Here is a 16,155-nt window from a genome sequence, read left to right on the forward strand (position 1 = left end):
CCCCTCATAGATCCCGGAGTTCTTCCACGGGCGGCCGGGAGGAGCGGCGGGCGGCGTTCAGTGCCGAGACGCCGATCGCCGCTACCGCGGCGCCCGTGGTGAGCGCGAGATAGCCCCAGGGAACGGCGATGGCCGCGGGTGGCGGGTCGAAGATGCCGGTCAGGACTTTCACCAGCATCTGGGACAGGGCCCAGCCGATGAGTGCTCCGCCCGCCAGGCCCCCGACGGTCGTGACCACCGCCTCGCTCACGACCAGTCCACGCAGCTGGCGCCGGGTGGCGCCGAGGACGGTGGTCAGGGCGAACGTGCGGCGCCGTTCCGCCAGCCCGAGTGCCAGGACGATGCCGCCGGACGCGGCGGCCAGCAGCACCGCGAATCCGAGTTCGATACGGGTGAGCCCGGCCAGGTCGACCGAGGTGAGGCTGGAGCCGACGGTGGCGCGGGTGTGAGTGATGTCGGTGACGGTCGCGCTCGTGCCCAGCTTGTGGCGCAGTTCGGCGGCGACGCTCTTCTGGCCGGTGCCTCCGGTGTCGAGAAGGAAGGCGCCGATCGCGTCGCTGCCGGTGGCCTTGGCGACGTACGAGGCGTTCGTAACGAAGAAGCTGTCCTTGGGGGCGGTGGGGAACTCCTTGACGACGCCCGCGTAGTGGAAGGGGACGGTGTGCAGCGACTTCGTACGGCTGTCCTGGAGCCGCAGATTCAGGGTGTCGCCGGGCCTGAGCTGGAAGTCCTTGACGGTTTCCTGGCTGACCAGGATCGAGTCGGGGCGGGTGGTGAGCTTGTGCATGAGGCTCTTGGCGGTGCCGCCGACGAAGTACGCGTCCTGTAGGGAGGTCGCTGACGCGATGCTCGCCGGCTGGACTCCGTACAGGTCCTGGAGGTCGGCGCCGACATACGCGAACCGGTGCTGGATCGGTTCCACGTGGCGTACGCCCGCCGTTCTGAGGGCGCTCCCGGCGTCCGGGCCGACGCTGACGCCGGGGGACTCGGTGACGGTGACGTCGGCGCCGTTGGTGAGCCGCGCGTCGACCTCGGCCTGCTGCTTGTAGGTGGAGTTGAGTGTCGCGGTGGACGCCGCGAAGGCGACGGCGAGTGCGAGGAGCACCACGGCGCGGGCCAGCGGGCGCCGTCGGCGGGACATGCTCGCCGCCGTCGTCCCGGCGAGGGTGCCGGTCAGCGGACGGGTCAGCCGGGCCACGAACCGCCGTCCGTGGGCGAGTACGAGGACGGCCAGCCGGTAGAGCAGCAGGGCGGAGCCGAACCAGAGCAGGGCCGGGCCGAGGAAAGCCCAGTACGACACCGAGATGCTCGGCACCCCCTCCGGGGCGAGGACCAGCGCGTACTGGTTGCCACTGGACGCCCGGAAGACGAGGAGCGAGACGGCGAGCAGGATCAGATCCACGCCGTACCGCATCCACCACGGGGAGCGCGCCCGGCCGACGACCCGGCGGGCAGCCGCGACCGTACCGCCGCGCAGGTCACGCAGCGCGGGCACGAGGACGGCGCCCGCCGCGACCAGCAGCCCGAGGAGCAGCGAGAGGGCGAACCAGCCGCCTGCCGAGGTCCCCCTCGCCCCGAACGAGGCGGTGCCGAAGGCGAGCCTGCCCGCCACGGCCGCGACTCCGAGACCCAGCAGCCCGCCCGTCACTCCGATGACGGCCGCTTCGGCACCCGCCAGAGCGGCCACCTGGCGCGGGCGGAGCCCGCGGGTGCGCAGCAGGGCCTGATCACGGCGCCTCCGATCGGCCCCGGCGCCCGCGACGGCCGCGGTCAGCAGCGCTGCCAGCACCGCTCCGGGCACGCCGAGGAAGAGGAACAGGATCTGCGCGTACAGCGCGTCCTGGCGGGCCGCGTCGAGGGACGCGCCGACGTTGTCGCCGACCAACCCCCCACCGGACGTACGGGCCTCCAGGTTGCGCGCGGCGGCGGCGTCCGAGGTGTAGGCGGCTGCCGGGTCGGCGGGCAGCGGCGCGTCGCGGGTCAGATGGATCTGGGTGGTGACGGCCGCCGGGTCGACCGCCTTGACCGGCGCGGTCAGGGTGTCGAACAGGCGGGACGGCAGCATCAGCACGTTGTCGGGCGGCGCGCTGGGCTGCGACTGCGGCGGCGCGCCGACCTTCTGGAACAGCGAGTCGGCCTGCGGCAGATCCACCACACCGGCCACCTTCACCTGGGCGGGCTTCGCCCCCGGCAGGTTGACGGTGACGGTGTCCCCAGGGCCCACATGCAGGTTCGCCGCGGTCTGCTGGGCGATCAGCACCCCGGACGTCGCGCCGGTGAGCTGGCGGACCTCGCCCGGGAAGGCCCCCCGGTAGGTGTCCGGCAGGCCGAGCACGACGCCCGGTCCGGTGTCGTGCGTACTGCCCCCGCCGGTGGCCCGGAATCCCGTGCTGCGGGCGAAGCCGACGCTCTGCGCGTCCCGTACGCCGTGCGCGGTCCGTACGGTGTTCAGCACCGTGGCCGGATCGCTGCCTGGCTGGACCTCGACCTGCCAGTCCACCGCGACCGAGCTGACGGCCCGGTCGGTCATGGTCGTCTTCGACGCTGTCAGGAACGAGCCGAGCGAGGCCACGAGAGCGACGGCGAGAGCGATGCCGGACACGGTGGCGAGCAGCCGGCCGGTGTGGTGGCGGAACAGGCCGCCGACCCAGGTGGTGACAGTCATGAGCTTTCTTCCCTGTGTGCCGTTTCCCCGGTTCGCGCGGGTCGGCCGTGCCTCGGTCGCAGTCGGCCTTCGTGCATCTCCCACCGTTCGGCGAACCGCTCGGCCACCGCCGGGTCGTGGGTGGTGACCACCAGCGCGGCGCCGATCTCGTCGGCGGCGGCGATCAGCACGTCGATGATGCGCTGACCGGTCGCGTGGTCCAGCTGACCGGTGGGCTCGTCCGCGAGAACGAGGCGGGGGCGCAGTGCCAGCACCCGTGCGACGGCGACGCGTTGCGACTGGCCGCCCGAGATCTCCTCGGGCAGTTTGCGGGCCAGATCGGCGGCGCCCACCAGCGTCAGCGCGTCCAGCGCCCGCGGTCGTGCCTCGTCCTCGGGTACGCCGGCCAGGACCAGTGGGAGTGCGGTGTTCTCGGCCACGTCGAGGGCGGGGATCAGGCTCGGCCCCTGGAAGACGACGCCGGTCCCGCCCACCCCGACACCCCGGCGGTCGACCGTGCCGGTCGTGGGCGCCTCCAGGGCGGCGAGCAGATGCAGCAGGGTCGACTTGCCGGAGCCCGAAGGACCGGTCACCGCGATCCGGTCGCCGGCGCGCACCCGGCAGGTCGCTCCGTGCACCGCCACGACCGCGGCCGGTCCGCTGCCGTAGGTGCGGGCGGCGTCCTGGCAGTCGACCAGTGTCTCGGCCTGCGTATCGGCGCTGCTCATGACGCCCTCCCGTCGCGCAGGGTGATGACCCGGTCGGCGATTTTCACGGCCTCGGGGCTGTGAGTGACCAGCAGCACCCCGCGGCCCGCCAGGGCGCGGGATCGCAGCAGTTGGAGGATGCGCTGTTCCGTCGCGCCGTCCAGTTCCCCGGTCGGTTCGTCGGCGAGGAGGATGTCCGGGTCGTTGGCCAGGGCCACGGCCAGTCCCGCGCGGGCGAGTTCGCCGCCGGCCAGCTCCTGGGGGAGTGCGCGGGCCCTGTGCCCAAGCCCGACCTGGTCGAGCAGTGCGGCGACGGACGGGCGCGCGGAGACGGACGGGCCGCCCGTACCGGGGACGGCCGTCCGGGCGAGGCGGATGTTGGCGGCGACGTCCAGATGGGCGATGAGATTCCCGGACTGGGAGAGCACCCCGATACGGCGGGCACGCATGCGGGCACGCTCGGCCTCGGGCCGGTGGCTGATCCGTTCCCCGCCGACGTGTACGACGCCGCCGTCCGGCTCGTCCAGCCCGGCCAGGCAGGCGAGCAGGGTCGACTTGCCGGAGCCGGACGGCCCGATGACCGCGACACTCTCCCCGTACCGGACGCGCAGATCCACCCCGCGCAGCGCCAGTGTCTCCTCCTCGCCCGACCGGTAGAAGCGGTACAGGTCCCTGGCCCGCAGCGCGTCCGCCTCCGGGGCCCCCGCGGTGGTCACTGCCACCTCAGCGAGTCGGAGACGATGCGCCAGGGGTCGACGTTGTCGGCGCCCACCGGCCCGGACAGCGTCAGATCGACCTCCCGGCCCTGGTGATGGAAGGTGTACCGCTCGAAGGCGTCGCGGACGGTCTTGCCGGTCACCTCGTCCGGTGCGCTGTCACCCTGGTAGGTGAGCAGGACGGCCCGCCCGTCGTGGCGGGTGACCGTCGAAGCCTTGCCCGGCGAGAAGGAAGGCACCGTCTTACGAAGGACCGGCACCGTCTCCGCCGTCACCGACGCCGGGGAGGGAGCGGCGGGCCTGTCGACGGCCGCGATCTCGATCCTGTTCAGCTTGTCCGTGAATACGGTCGAACCGCCGCTCGTACTGCGTGACCAGCCCTCGGGCACCTTGACCGTGAAGCCGCCGCCCGGTGGCCGGTACGCGACGAACGCCTGGTCGTCGGGGATGTCACCGGCGGGGTTGGTCTCGACGGGAGCCGGTGCGCCGGTGGTGCCGTTCGATGATCCGTCGCCCGACGAGGAGCCGCCGCCGCAGCCGGCGACACCTCCCGCGGTGAGTGCCAGAGCGGCGAGGGAAAGAGCCAGGGTGCGTCGCATGATCGTGGTGCCCTTCACGAGTGTCACGAGTGAGGCCGACTGCTGTTCCCGTGACGCTAGGCAGCGGCCGGTAAGAGCTCGGCCCGCCCATGGTTAGACGACGGCAAAACCGCCCGGCGTGAACCGGCCGCGCCCGTGAGGCGCCCCATGATGGACACCATGAGACAGCGTGTGGTCCGGGTGGCCCTGGTGGCGGCGGCCGTCGCCCTCGCCCTGCTGGTGGTGCCGCTCGCCGTGGCCATCCGGGTGTCGCTCTTCGCCGACGAACGCGGGGAGGTGGAGCGTGCCGCGATGGCCGCCGCGGTCCATGTCGGTCCCCGGTTCGCCGCGGGGGATCCGCTCGAACTGCCGTCCGGACCCGGTGAGGGGCGGCTCGGCGTCTACGACGGCCAGCTGCGCCTGCGGGCGGGCACCGGGCCACGGACGGCGGACGCGGTCACCCGCCGGGCCCTGGCCGACAGCGTGATCGAGGAGCACACCGGCGGCGAACTGGTGGCCGCGGTGCCCGTGTCCCAGAACGAACGGGTCATCGGGGTGGTCCGTGCCTCGGTCGGTGCCGGGACCGTGTGGAATCGCGTCCTGCTGGCCTGGGGCGCCCTGGCGGGCGTGGTGCTGGTGGCGCTGGGCGTGGCCGTCCTCGTCGCCCGGCGCCAGGCACGGTCTCTGAGCGAGCCGTTGGAAGCCCTCTCCCGTACGTCGCGGGCGATCGCCGACGGCGACCTGACCGCGCGGGCGGCCGGCAGCCGAGTCGCCGAGATCGACCAAGTCGCCCGTACGCACAACGAGATGGTGCAGCGTCTGTCCGAACTGCTTCGCCATGAACGGCACTTCACCGCCAATGCCTCCCATCAGCTGCGCACTCCGCTCACCGGTCTGCGGCTCGGGCTGGAAACAGCCATCAGCGACCCGGGCGCGGACCCGCGCACCGCGCTGGAGGACGCGCTGGAGCAGTCCCAGTACCTCCAGGACACGATCGACGAGGTACTCCGGCTGGCCGGGGAACGGGCCGCGACCGCCTCCCGCCCCGCCGGCCGCCCGGCCGGGGCGCTGCTGGAGCAGGCCGAGACACGCTGGCACGGCCCGCTCGCCCAGGACGGCCGCCGCCTCGACCTCGTGATCGACCGGGCGGTCGCCGCGCTGACCGTCCCCGGCCGGACCACTGCCCAGATCCTCGACATCCTTCTGGACAACGCACGGCGGCACGGCAGCGGAACGGTCACGGTGACTCTGCGGGAGATCGGCGACGCCCTGGCCGTCGACGTCGGCGACGAGGGAAGTCTCACCACCGACCCGGCGGCGCTGTTCGAGCGCGGCACCACCACCGGGCCGGGACAGGGGATCGGGCTCTCCCTCGCCGCCGAACTCGCCGACAGTACGGGGGCACGGCTCGGTCTGACCCGACAGGCGCCGACGCGCTTCACCCTGCTGCTCCCGGAGAGCCCGGAGAGCCCGGAGAGAGGCTGACATGGTGACGCTCGCCCGGATTCTGATCGTGGAGGACGATCACGGCCTTCGCGACGTGCTCGCCCGCGGCCTGCGCGACGAGGACTTCGACGTCGTGACCGCCTCCGACGGCGCCGTCGCCCTGCGGACGGTCGACCGGTCGGTGGACGCGGTGGTGCTGGACATCGGGCTGCCCGACTCCGACGGCCGGGACGTGTGCCAGGCCATGCGCGGTGCGGGCATCACCGCCCCGGTGATCTTCCTGACCGCCCGCGGGAACCTCACGGACCGGCTCTCCGGCTTCGCGTCCGGCGGCGACGACTATCTGGTCAAACCCTTCCATCTCAGCGAACTGGCCGCGCGGCTGCGCGCCGTCCTGAGCCGGACGGGCCCGTCGCAGGTCGTCACCGACGGCACGGGCGCCCTCCGTCTCGACCCGGTACGGCACGAACTGAGCGTCCACGACCGCCCCGTCGCCCTCACACCCACCGAATTCCGTCTCCTCGCCCGCCTGATGGCGGAGCCCGGCGCCGCGGTCCGCCGACGAGTGCTCCTGCGGGCGGGCTGGCCGGAGGGCGCGCAGGTCAGCGACAACACGCTCGACCAGTACCTGGCCAGGCTGCGGCGGAAGCTGCGCGACGCGAACTGCCCGCACCGTATTCATACGGTCCGGGGGATCGGATACCGCTTCGCATGAGACGCCTCCGTACCGCCCGTACCCTGCGAGGCCGTCTCGCGCTGATGGCCCTGGTCGCCGGCGCCCTGTGGATCGCGGTCCTCACGACCGTGTTCAACCTCGCCCTGGACAACCGGCTCCGCCAACAGGCCGACGACGTGGTGCGCACCCGCGCCGAAGCGGTCGGCGCCACTGTCGAGGCCCGCCCGGACGGCCGACTCGTCGTCCGGGAGCCCGCACAGGACGAGGCACTGGACAGCGGCGTATGGATCTATCAAGGCCGAAAGGCCGTCGAGAAGCCCCCCGGCGCGTCCGATCCGCTGCGGCGGCAGGCGGATCTGCTGGCGGGGAAGAGCCATGTCTTCGCCGACAGTTCGGGCCCCGGTTCGTGGCGGCTGTACGCGCTCCCCGTCGCGAAGGCGGACGGCTCGGGCCAGGCGGGCACCGTTGTGGCGTCGGTGAGCCTGGACCCGTACCGCAGCACGGCCGACACGGCGCTCGTGGCGTCCACCGCCCTGGCCGTGGCGCTGCTGGGAGGCATCTACCTGCTCACCCGGCTGGTCGTCCGGCGCGCTCTGCGGCCCGTCGCCGCGATGAGCGACCAGGCCGCGCGATGGAGCGAGTCCGCCGCCCCGGAACGATTCGGCTCCGCCGGGCGGCCCGCCGAACTCGCCGCACTCGCCGCCAACCTGGACGTCCTGCTGGACCGGTTGGCCGCCGTCCTGCGCCACGAACAGCACCAGGCGGCCGAGTTGTCGCACGAACTGCGCACTCCGCTGGCCCGCGTCACCGCCGAGACCGACTGGCTGAACAGCCGGCCTCGCGACGCCGCCGAACGGCGGGCCTCCCACGAGGCCATCGCCGACGCCGCGGCGACGATGCGGCAGATCTGCGACGCGCTGCTCTCCGAGGTTCGCACCCGCGAGTCGCCGGCGCCCGGCCGCTGCCGCTTTCCTGATGTGATCCACCGGCTCCTCGCGCGGGACCGCGCCCAGGACCCCGGCTCCCCGACAGTGACGATCCGGGGAGACCACGCGGACATCGGGGTCTCGGAGGAGGTCGCCGAGCGCATTCTGACGCCCCTGCTGGACAACGCGCGCCGCTACGCCCGGCATACGGTGACCGTCAGATGTGCGGCGGGCACCGGACGGATCACCCTGTACGTCGGCGACGACGGCCCCGGGGTCCCCGAAGAGTTCCGTTCCTCGCTGTTCGAGCCGGGCCGTCGCGCGGATCCCGCCGACGGCCACGACGGCGCGGGGCTGGGCCTGGCGCTCGCCAGGCGCCTCGCCCGCGCCGCCGGCGGCGACATCACGCTCTCGGACGGAGGCCCCGGCGCGTCGTTCGCCGTCAGCCTGCCCGCGGGCTGACGGGCTCCGCCACGGCTACGTCCCGTTTGGTGCGGGACAGAAACACGACCAGACCGAGAATGACCGCGAGGAACAGGACGCTCGTGCCGACCGCGCCGAGCCCGAGGCCGCCGTCGGCCACCGGCTGGGACAGATAGTCGCCCAGCGAGGCGCCGAGCGGCCGGGTCAGCACGTACGCGATCCAGAACGACCACACGGCGTTGAGGTCCAGCGAGTAGTGGGCGACAGCCACGACCGCGATCAGGCCGGCGAAGAGCAGGGCGGACAGCCAGTACCCCACGTTGAGCCGCTCGGCGGTCAGATCACCGGCCGCGGTGCCCAGGGCGAACGTGAACAGGATCGCGAGCCAGTAGAAGGCTTCCCTGCGGCCCGTGCGGATGCTGTGGATCGACAGCGTCCGCTCGCTCAGGTACCAGGCGGCGAAGGTGAGGACGAGAGCCACGGCGAAGACCGCCGTCGTCGTCTCCAGCGGGACCCCGAGATTGTCGGTGAGATTGTCCGTGATCAGCGTGCCGACCACGCTGATCAGCACGACGGCCAGCCAGTACACCCACGGCACATAGGCCCGGGTACGGAACTGGACGACCAGAGCGACGGCCAGCAGACCGGCCATGACGTACGACGTGGTGACCAGGCCCAGGCCCAGATCCGCGTTCAGGAGATCGGCGGCGGTCTCGCCCACCGTCGTGCACAGCACTTTGATCACCCAAAAGTACAGGGTGACTTCGGGAACCTTGTTCGCCATCTGCCGGGGTAGGGAGTACGACCGGCCGGCATGCGTGTTGGTGGTCATGGAGGCGACGCTCCCAGGACGTACCTGAACGTTTCCTGACCGCGTCGGACGGGATCCACGGTTGGCGCGCCCGACGTCGGGCGCGGGCGTACTCGAAGGCGGGCATCCCGTTGTCAGGGTCGGCTGGCGGCTCGGGTGACGCTGTCCAGCCCGTAGTAGTCGGCGACGCAGACAGCCGGCCAGGCGATGCGTCCACCGGCGCCGAACGGTTCGGTCATCTCCCTGAGAGGCATGCGTTCGTACGGGAGGATCTTGGCGCCCGCCGTGGCCCCGCCGCGTAGACGGGTGTCCTGACGGTCCCACTTTCCGGCCCGTACGGCCATGTCGGTTTCGAGGCCGGTGAGCGACGTCCCGAGCGAGAGGCAGACGAGAACGCACATCCCCGCTCCGGCGGCCACGGCCGACCCGGTCCACAGCATGCGGTGTGGCCACGCGCGGGCGATGAGCGTGCCGACGAAGACGAGGAAGAGGATGTAGAGCAGCAGGTAGTCGTTCCACAGACGTGTCGATGTCACGACGGTGGGCCCGAAGGCCGGATAGGTGATGACGGTGCAGAGGTAGCCGGAGACGAGGAGCGCGACGGCTCCGGCCCCGGCGCAGAGCAGTTGGTTCTTCACCGGGGCGAGACCACCTCGGGGGGGCCGGGCCAGCAGGCCCAGAAGGACGCCGGCCGCGACGGCGCCCAGGTACTGCCACGTCGTGAGACAGGTGATGACGATGTGGGCGAAGCCGCGCAGGGATGCGAGGAGCGTCTCGGGGGCGAGTGCCGACACTGTGTAATGACGTTCACGGCGATGCTGCGCGCCCGGCGAGGTGAAGAGGATCACGCCTCCGATCACGATGCCCGCGATCGCGCCCGCACAGCACAACCGCAGGAAGTGGCGTCGCGCTTCGGGGAACACGCGACCGCTGATCAGCAGCGCGGTCGCCAGTACGACCACCGCGACGACCCCGGTCTCCTCCGAGAGCGTGCCCAGCATCAGTCCCATGACGAAGACCGAGAGCAGAACGAGGACTCTGCTCCGCCGTGATGTGGCACGCAGTACGGGGATGACCGCGGCGCAGGCGAGCGCGGGGGGCAGCGTGTGGGAGACGGACGCGGCCGGCCAGTAGAACGTCTTGTAGGTGTTGGGGGACCCGAGCAGGAACAGGACCGTCACTATGGACGCCACCAGGAACGGCGCTCCCCGCGGGACCCGCATGCGCGTCCCGCCCAGCACCCTGGCGAGGAACGCCCAGAGGAGAGCGAGCACCAGCACGCCGGTGAACAGCCCGAACCACTGCTGACCGGCGACGCCGAACCGCGCGTAGGCCCAGACGAACACGGCGTTCGCGACACGCCCGTTGTCCACTGAGTAGAACTTGTCCACGATCGCTGACAACCCGCCGTCCGCGACTTGGGGCAGGAAGCACCAGTCGTCGCCACCGGGACGGACCAGACGCCCGACCCACGCCGCCGTCGCGAGCAGGGCGACCGGCGGAAGGGCGAGCAGCCCCGCCCAGAGCGGTGTCCACCGCCCCGCCGTCCTCGTGGTCGGCACGTCTCCGGTACGTCGCGGCTGAACGGACTTCTCCGGTACGCGTTCCATGACTGGTCTCTCTTCCACGTCGCCATCAAGGTGCCACCCGCCGGCGGCACGAACGGGCTGCTGAAGCCGGGGAAGGGAGGACCCTTCGCCGGCGCGGGCATTCAGCTTGCGGCTATCGAACAGCCGGAATCCTGATCCGCGGGCCTGCCCGGGGAGATGCCGCGGCGGCTTCACCCGTTCGGTGCCGCCGCATCGGGCCGTGCGGCCAGTGGGCGTGCATACGTCCAGGAGGTCTGCGAAATTCACTCGACGCATCTTCGACCGGGGGTGCGTCCGGGAGAGAGCGCCGGCCTGGCCCGGGACGCCGTATACAGACCTGTTGGGGAAGCGAATGACAGAGTGCCAGGTTTCGATTGTTGTTCCGTGCTTCAACGAAGAAGAGGTGGTCGGTGTCTTTCACCACTCACTGGTTTCAGTCCTCGAAACCACGCGGCGTCCCTTCGAGATCTGTTACGTGGACGACGGCAGCAGCGACACGACCAGGGAGCAGTTGCGGGACCTCGCCACCGCGGATCGCCGGGTCCGTTACACATCCTTCAGCCGCAATTTCGGCAAGGAGGCGGCGATGCTCGCGGGGCTTCGTATGTCGCGAGGAGAAGCGGTGGTCGTCATGGACGCGGACCTTCAGCATCCGCCGCATCTCGTTCCCCACATGCTGCTGCTCCGGCAGCACGGCTACGACCAGGTCGTAGCACGCCGGGACCGTTCGGGTGAGGGCGCGGTGCGCAGCGCCCTCAGTTCCGCGTACTACCGGGCCATGGGCCGGTGCATGGACGTCGAAGTCGTGGACGGTGAAGGGGACTTCAGGCTTCTGTCACGTACTGCGGTGGACGCGGTCCTCGCTCTGCCCGAGGCCAACCGGTTCTCCAAGGGGATCTTCTCCTGGATCGGCTTCGACACCGTCAGCTTCGGCTATCACAACGCCGGCCGCGCCGCGGGGCGCTCGAAATGGGACGTCAAACACCTCCTCAACTACGGAATCGACGGACTCATCTCCTTCAACAGCCGTCCGCTGCGGCTGGCCATCTATGCCGGACTGATGTTGGCGCTCGCGGCATTCGTGTACGCGCTGTGGATCGTCGCGGATGTCGCGTTGCACGGAGTGCGCGTGCCCGGATTCGCCACCTTGCTGGCGGTCGTGGTGGCCATCGGTGGAATTCAGCTGGCCACGCTCGGGATCATCGGTGAATACGTCGGCCGTATCTACTGCGAGACGAAGCACCGTCCGCTCTACGTGGTGAGCGAGACGGAAACAAGTCCGCAGGGATCTGGTGCCGTCAGGAATGTCCCTTCGTCCGTCACGGACGCGACGACTCCGACGACGGAATTGAAGGCGGCAGCGATGACCGGATCCGCCAAGACCCGAACTCGAACCGTTGGACAATTCCTCGTCTTCGCGGTAATCGGAATCGTCAACACGGCTGTGTATCTCAGCGTCTACGCCTCGCTGAACCGGTGGATTCCCTATCTGGTCGCCCATGCGATCGGCTACGGAGTCAGCGTTCTCGGGTCGTTCCTGCTGAACTCGTACATCACCTGCCGTACAAGACCGACGTGGCGCGCGTTCGTCCGCTATCCCTTGTCGAGTGTTGTCAATCTGGTTCTCAGTGGCGTGCTGCTCTTCTTCGGTGTGAACTCCCTGGGCCTGGGCAAGAACGTCGCGGCGGTGGCGGCAGGCATTCTCGCCACACCGGCCTCGTTTCTACTCGCCCGCTGGGCCATCAACTCCGGCGCCGCCGCGGCCGATCAGGGAGTGGCCACCCCGGAGCCCGCTCCTGAGCCCGCGGCGGGTGCCGGTGACCGCATGACGGGGGAAGAGGGCCCCCTTCGGTGAAGTCGACACGGTGACCCTCGCGTACGCCCTCAGGCGGCGTTGGTGGGAGTCCGGATCAGGACCCGGGTGAGCCGGTCGGTGCGGGTTCGGCGGGCCGCGGCCGACAGGTGCGCCTGTGGGTACAGCGCGCCAAATCCGTGGCAGCCTCCCGCCCAGATCGCCCGCAAGGGCGTCGAATCCTCGCAACGAATGGGCCGCCACCGATGGGTTGTCGAACGAACCGTCTCGTGGCCGGCCAGCAACCAAGGGACCTTTCGACTCGCGGCCCAGGCGGGTACGGACCAGGGCACCTGACGGGCATCCGCCCTGGTCAGGTGCCCATCTTTCGTGCCTGGAAGAAGCCGAGTTTCTTCGCCGAGTACGAGAACTCTGCTGGGAGGGATCGAGCTTCATGATCGGTACGGTCGCGCACCTCATGCATGACCATCCTGGCCGGCGGTGAGCAGGCCCGGACGTCGATCAGTCCATCGCGCCCCGCAGGGACCATCCCAGCCTCCGCGGGGCTGCGGACCACGTGCTTGTTCACTCGGGATGTGACGAGGGACGGCCGCCATGGTCTGCGCGATCGGGACCATGGCCACCGCCGGTGCCTCTTACCGGCTCGCACCGGAGCCGGGCACGACAAGGTCTCGACTCATAGTGCTGCGGAGTGCAGGCTGTCCGTTCGACGGACGCCACACCTGGACCGCCGACGGCACGTGTCTGGTGAAGCGCGGGGGTGCAACTCCCCTCTTACGTACGATAGTTACACCGTCGTGTGCAGTGCGCACGAGACGCAGGTCGTCCGGCGATGAACCAAGACGGGGGAGCCGATGGAAATCAGATTCGAGACGACAGGACCGGATCAAGAGAGAGATCTGCGCTCTCTGTACAACTGGCTCGCGGACGACCGGGCCCTGCGCGGGCACGCCCGAATCGAGGCGGTCACCGGCGCGGAGTCCGGACGAATGGGGCCCAGTCTCGACGCGGTGCTGGCGCTGATCTCCGCGGGAGCCGCGCTGGTGCAGCTGCCGTATTCGTACTTGGCCTGGCGCCAGGGCCGCAGATCGCAGGCGCCGGTCACCATCAACGTACTCGGGGCGGACGCGGCGGAGACCGAAGCTGTCCTGCGCAGATTTGGGCTGGAGCCACCCGCCGGGGGAGCCGCCTCCGACCCCCGGACCCCGGAACGGCGAACGTCCGATCCGCGGCCGGATGATCCCGGCCCCCACTCCCGTCCCACCCCCGGGGGCGCGCCGTGACTGTTGCCGAGGAGTCAGACGGGCAGCAGACGGATGGCCCTTCCCGGCGGATCGATCCGCGCCGCTCGACCTGCGTCCTGATCGGGGTCGACGACTACACCCATCTCGACTCGCTGCGCGGTGTCAAGCACAACCTCACCGAACTGCGGTCCGCGCTGACCGACAAGGAGATCTGGGGCATCCCCGAAGACCGGATCACCACCGTTTCGAATCCGCGGGCACCCTCCGAACTGGTCGGTCCGATACGAGAGGCGGCCAAGCAGGCGGAAGATACTCTGATCGTCTACTACGCCGGGCACGGGCTACTCGACCGGCACGAGCAGCAGCTGCACTTGACCCTGCCCGACTCCGCCGAGGACCAACCGGACACCTGCGTCCGCGCTGTCGACGTACGCAGGGCCATCCGGGACCAGGGCTCGGCCCTGCGCCGGGTGCTCATACTCGACTGCTGCTTCAGTGGACAGGTGCTGACAGAAATGTCCGCAGCCGATCGCGGGGCGCGCGGCGGGAAAGTGGCAGTGGAGACGCTGCGGGATGTCGAGGGCTCGTACGTGATGACGTCCGGCCCGCACGACCGGCCCTCGCACGCCCCCGATCCGAAGAGCTGCACCGCGTTCACCGGCGCTCTGGTCGACATCATGCGCCAGGGGGTCCCGGACGGACCGGGGATGCTCGGGCTGCACACGCTCTTCGAGGCAGTCAAGGCGCGTATCGCGGGCATGAGGCCGGAGCTGCCGCAGGAACCCCAGGACCAGGACCGCAACGGGGTCGGCGGTCTGGAATTCATCCGCAATGTGGCGGTGCTTCCGTCGCTTCCGGTACGGGCCCCGTACGCGCCCGCGCGTACGCGGCGGACAGCGGCCTGGTCGCTGCTCGCGGGGACGACGGGCCTGGCGCTCGGTCTGCTCCTGCCGCCAGCGCTGGACCGGTGGCAGGAGACGCACCCTGCCGAAGCCGCCGGAGCGTGCTCTCCCAGCGCCGTACTGCTCGACCATTCCGACGATCTCAACAAGAAGCACGTGAACTACGAGCCGGTGGAAGGGCTTTCGGCCCTCGGTCTGCAGTCCGCCAATCCCTCCACGGCGCTGGCGCTCGCTGACAACAGCCCGGGCCGCGTCTTCCCCGTGCGGCTCGGCTCCCCGTTCGACCTGAAGCCTGTGGCGACCACGGCCAACACTCTGCGGCCCGCGGACGGCGACACACTCCCCGACTGGTATGACGGGGAGGCGCTCGTCGTGGAGAAGGGCGGCAAGACGATGCTGGTCGGTTCCGAGACAGGTCCCGCCATCCGCCGCTTCGACATCGCCGGCGGTAAGCAGATCGGCCGGTCCATCCCCGTGCCGAAGGAACTCCAGTACGCGCCGGTGGGTGGTGCCCTGTTGGGGCGTGGTATCGAATCGCTCACTGTCTCGTCCGATGGCCGCTATCTGTACGCGGGATGGGAGGCGCCGCTGGCCCAGGACGGCGATGTGCGCGGCCGCCATATCCTGCGCATACAGCGCTACAAGGGAACGCACGGTGGCACGTACGTCCCGGACAGGCAGTACGCGTATCTCTCCGGAGACGGGATGTATCTCGTGGAGCTGGCCGCGGTCGACAGCGGACGTCTGCTGGCGCTGGAGCGCCAGTACACAGCGGGACTCGGCAACGCGATCCGGGTCGTCGAACTGTCACTGACGAACGCTCGCGACGTGACCGACGAGAAGTCCCTGTACAAACTGCCAGCTGATGTCTTCGCCAAAAGCGAGCCGGTTTTCGACCTTGCCAAATGCCCGGCTGGGGGCCCCGGAAGAGTGGCGAGAGTGGATGGGCGAATGCTCAACCCACTGCTCGCCAACGTCGAAGGCATGGCCCTCGGAGGCGCGTGGACCGACGGTCGCTACAAAGGGTGGCGCCCGTTGTATCTGATCTCGGACGACAACGGCAGCGATGAGCAGATCACTCGGGTGTACTCGATGGCGGTCCGGCTGTCCTGAGCTTGTGCTTTATCCAGCAGGGTCGAACGGTGTCTCGAACAGGGTCCCGCGTCCGGGTGTTTCGCCGGACGTGGACCTGCTGGGCCGCTTCGACGATCGCGGGCGACTGAGGTTTAACGGAGGAGAACCTCCGCGGCATCCATCAAGGCCAGGCCGTCGGCGGTCGTCTCAGCGAACGCGGACGCGACGACATACGTGCCGTCGGCGACGGCCTCGCCGCCTCCGAAATCGCAGTCGACCAGATGCTCGGCAGTCCGATGTCACGCGCTCGCGGCTCCGCTGAGCTGCTGGCCGCCGCGCTCGCACCGGACGACGTGCGGGTGGATGAGCGTCTGGTCGCGAAGAACAGCGGCCACCTCGGCGGGAAGCCAGGGGACTTGGCGGCCGTGGAAGTCACCCGTCAAGGAGTGCCGATCCACCAACTCCGCTCGCCTGGAGGCGAATCGTTCGAGGACGTCCAGACCGCTATGTACTCCTACTGAACGACGTTTGCTCCGGCCCGCACCGCACGACGGTCCTCGTCGGGCATGGAGGCGGAATCGCCTGCCTGCTGCTGCACCTCACCAT

13 protein-coding genes are annotated in these 16,155 nt (G+C 70.3%); 7 read left to right on the top strand and 6 right to left on the bottom strand.

Translation table 11 applies throughout. From position 1 onward, the window contains the following. Positions 1-4: 4 nt before the first annotated feature. The 4 genes from P3L51_RS08910 to P3L51_RS08925 are packed head-to-tail and all read right to left on the bottom strand — an operon-like array spanning position 5 to position 4,666. Complete coding sequence (locus P3L51_RS08910; protein WP_354604553.1) at positions 5-2,665, bottom strand: ABC transporter permease; 2,661 nt, start codon at positions 2,663-2,665, stop codon at positions 5-7. Then, positions 2,662-3,372, bottom strand: coding sequence for an ABC transporter ATP-binding protein (locus P3L51_RS08915; RefSeq protein WP_354604554.1), 711 nt, complete (start codon positions 3,370-3,372; stop codon positions 2,662-2,664). Before P3L51_RS08915 ends, P3L51_RS08910 begins: the two co-directional genes overlap by 4 nt. Further along, entirely contained in the window at positions 3,369-4,073 is a 705-nt protein-coding gene (locus tag P3L51_RS08920) for an ABC transporter ATP-binding protein (protein ID WP_354604555.1), read from the bottom strand. The genes P3L51_RS08915 and P3L51_RS08920 overlap by 4 nt, the downstream gene beginning before the upstream one ends. Further along, complete coding sequence (locus P3L51_RS08925; protein WP_354604556.1) at positions 4,064-4,666, bottom strand: hypothetical protein; 603 nt, start codon at positions 4,664-4,666, stop codon at positions 4,064-4,066. The genes P3L51_RS08920 and P3L51_RS08925 overlap by 10 nt, the downstream gene beginning before the upstream one ends. Positions 4,667-4,825: 159 nt before the next feature. On the opposite strand from P3L51_RS08925, the gene P3L51_RS08930 reads away from it, so the two are divergent. Genes P3L51_RS08930 through P3L51_RS08940 form a run of 3 tightly spaced genes read left to right on the top strand, consistent with a single transcriptional unit; the run spans position 4,826 to position 8,155 of the window. Continuing rightward, positions 4,826-6,130, top strand: coding sequence for a sensor histidine kinase (locus P3L51_RS08930; protein ID WP_354604557.1), 1,305 nt, complete (start codon positions 4,826-4,828; stop codon positions 6,128-6,130). A gap of 1 nt (position 6,131) precedes the next feature. Then, on the top strand, positions 6,132-6,806 hold the full coding sequence (locus P3L51_RS08935; protein WP_354604558.1) for a response regulator transcription factor: 675 nt from the start codon (positions 6,132-6,134) through the stop codon (positions 6,804-6,806). After that, positions 6,803-8,155, top strand: a complete 1,353-nt coding sequence (locus tag P3L51_RS08940; RefSeq protein ID WP_354604559.1) for an ATP-binding protein — start codon at positions 6,803-6,805, stop codon at positions 8,153-8,155. The genes P3L51_RS08935 and P3L51_RS08940 overlap by 4 nt, the downstream gene beginning before the upstream one ends. On the opposite strand, the gene P3L51_RS08945 is transcribed toward P3L51_RS08940, so the two are convergent. Both P3L51_RS08945 and P3L51_RS08950 read right to left on the bottom strand, forming a co-directional pair. Then, on the bottom strand, positions 8,136-8,948 hold the full coding sequence (locus P3L51_RS08945) for a COG4705 family protein (protein ID WP_354604560.1): 813 nt from the start codon (positions 8,946-8,948) through the stop codon (positions 8,136-8,138). The two genes, P3L51_RS08940 and P3L51_RS08945, sit on opposite strands and share 20 nt — an antisense overlap. Positions 8,949-9,061: 113 nt before the next feature. Next, entirely contained in the window at positions 9,062-10,537 is a 1,476-nt protein-coding gene (locus tag P3L51_RS08950; RefSeq protein WP_354604561.1) for a DUF6056 family protein, read from the bottom strand. 331 nt (positions 10,538-10,868) lie between these two features. On the opposite strand from P3L51_RS08950, the gene P3L51_RS08955 reads away from it, so the two are divergent. The 4 genes from P3L51_RS08955 to P3L51_RS08980 all read left to right on the top strand — a co-directional run bounded on the left by P3L51_RS08955 (position 10,869) and on the right by P3L51_RS08980 (position 16,070). Continuing rightward, a complete protein-coding gene (locus tag P3L51_RS08955; protein ID WP_354604582.1) occupies positions 10,869-12,371 on the top strand; it encodes a glycosyltransferase in 1,503 nt (500 codons plus the stop codon). A gap of 812 nt (positions 12,372-13,183) precedes the next feature. Continuing rightward, positions 13,184-13,612 (top strand): effector-associated constant component EACC1, encoded by a 429-nt coding sequence (locus P3L51_RS08970; RefSeq protein WP_354604562.1) that lies wholly within the window; start codon positions 13,184-13,186, stop codon positions 13,610-13,612. Next, positions 13,609-15,588, top strand: coding sequence for a caspase, EACC1-associated type (locus P3L51_RS08975; RefSeq protein ID WP_354604563.1), 1,980 nt, complete (start codon positions 13,609-13,611; stop codon positions 15,586-15,588). Before P3L51_RS08970 ends, P3L51_RS08975 begins: the two co-directional genes overlap by 4 nt. A gap of 137 nt (positions 15,589-15,725) precedes the next feature. Further along, positions 15,726-16,070, top strand: a complete 345-nt coding sequence (locus P3L51_RS08980) for a histidine phosphatase family protein (protein WP_354604583.1) — start codon at positions 15,726-15,728, stop codon at positions 16,068-16,070. Positions 16,071-16,155: the final 85 nt, after the last annotated feature.

Source organism: Streptomyces panacea (assembly GCF_040560175.1).
GTDB classification, from domain to species: domain Bacteria; phylum Actinomycetota; class Actinomycetes; order Streptomycetales; family Streptomycetaceae; genus Streptomyces; species Streptomyces panacea.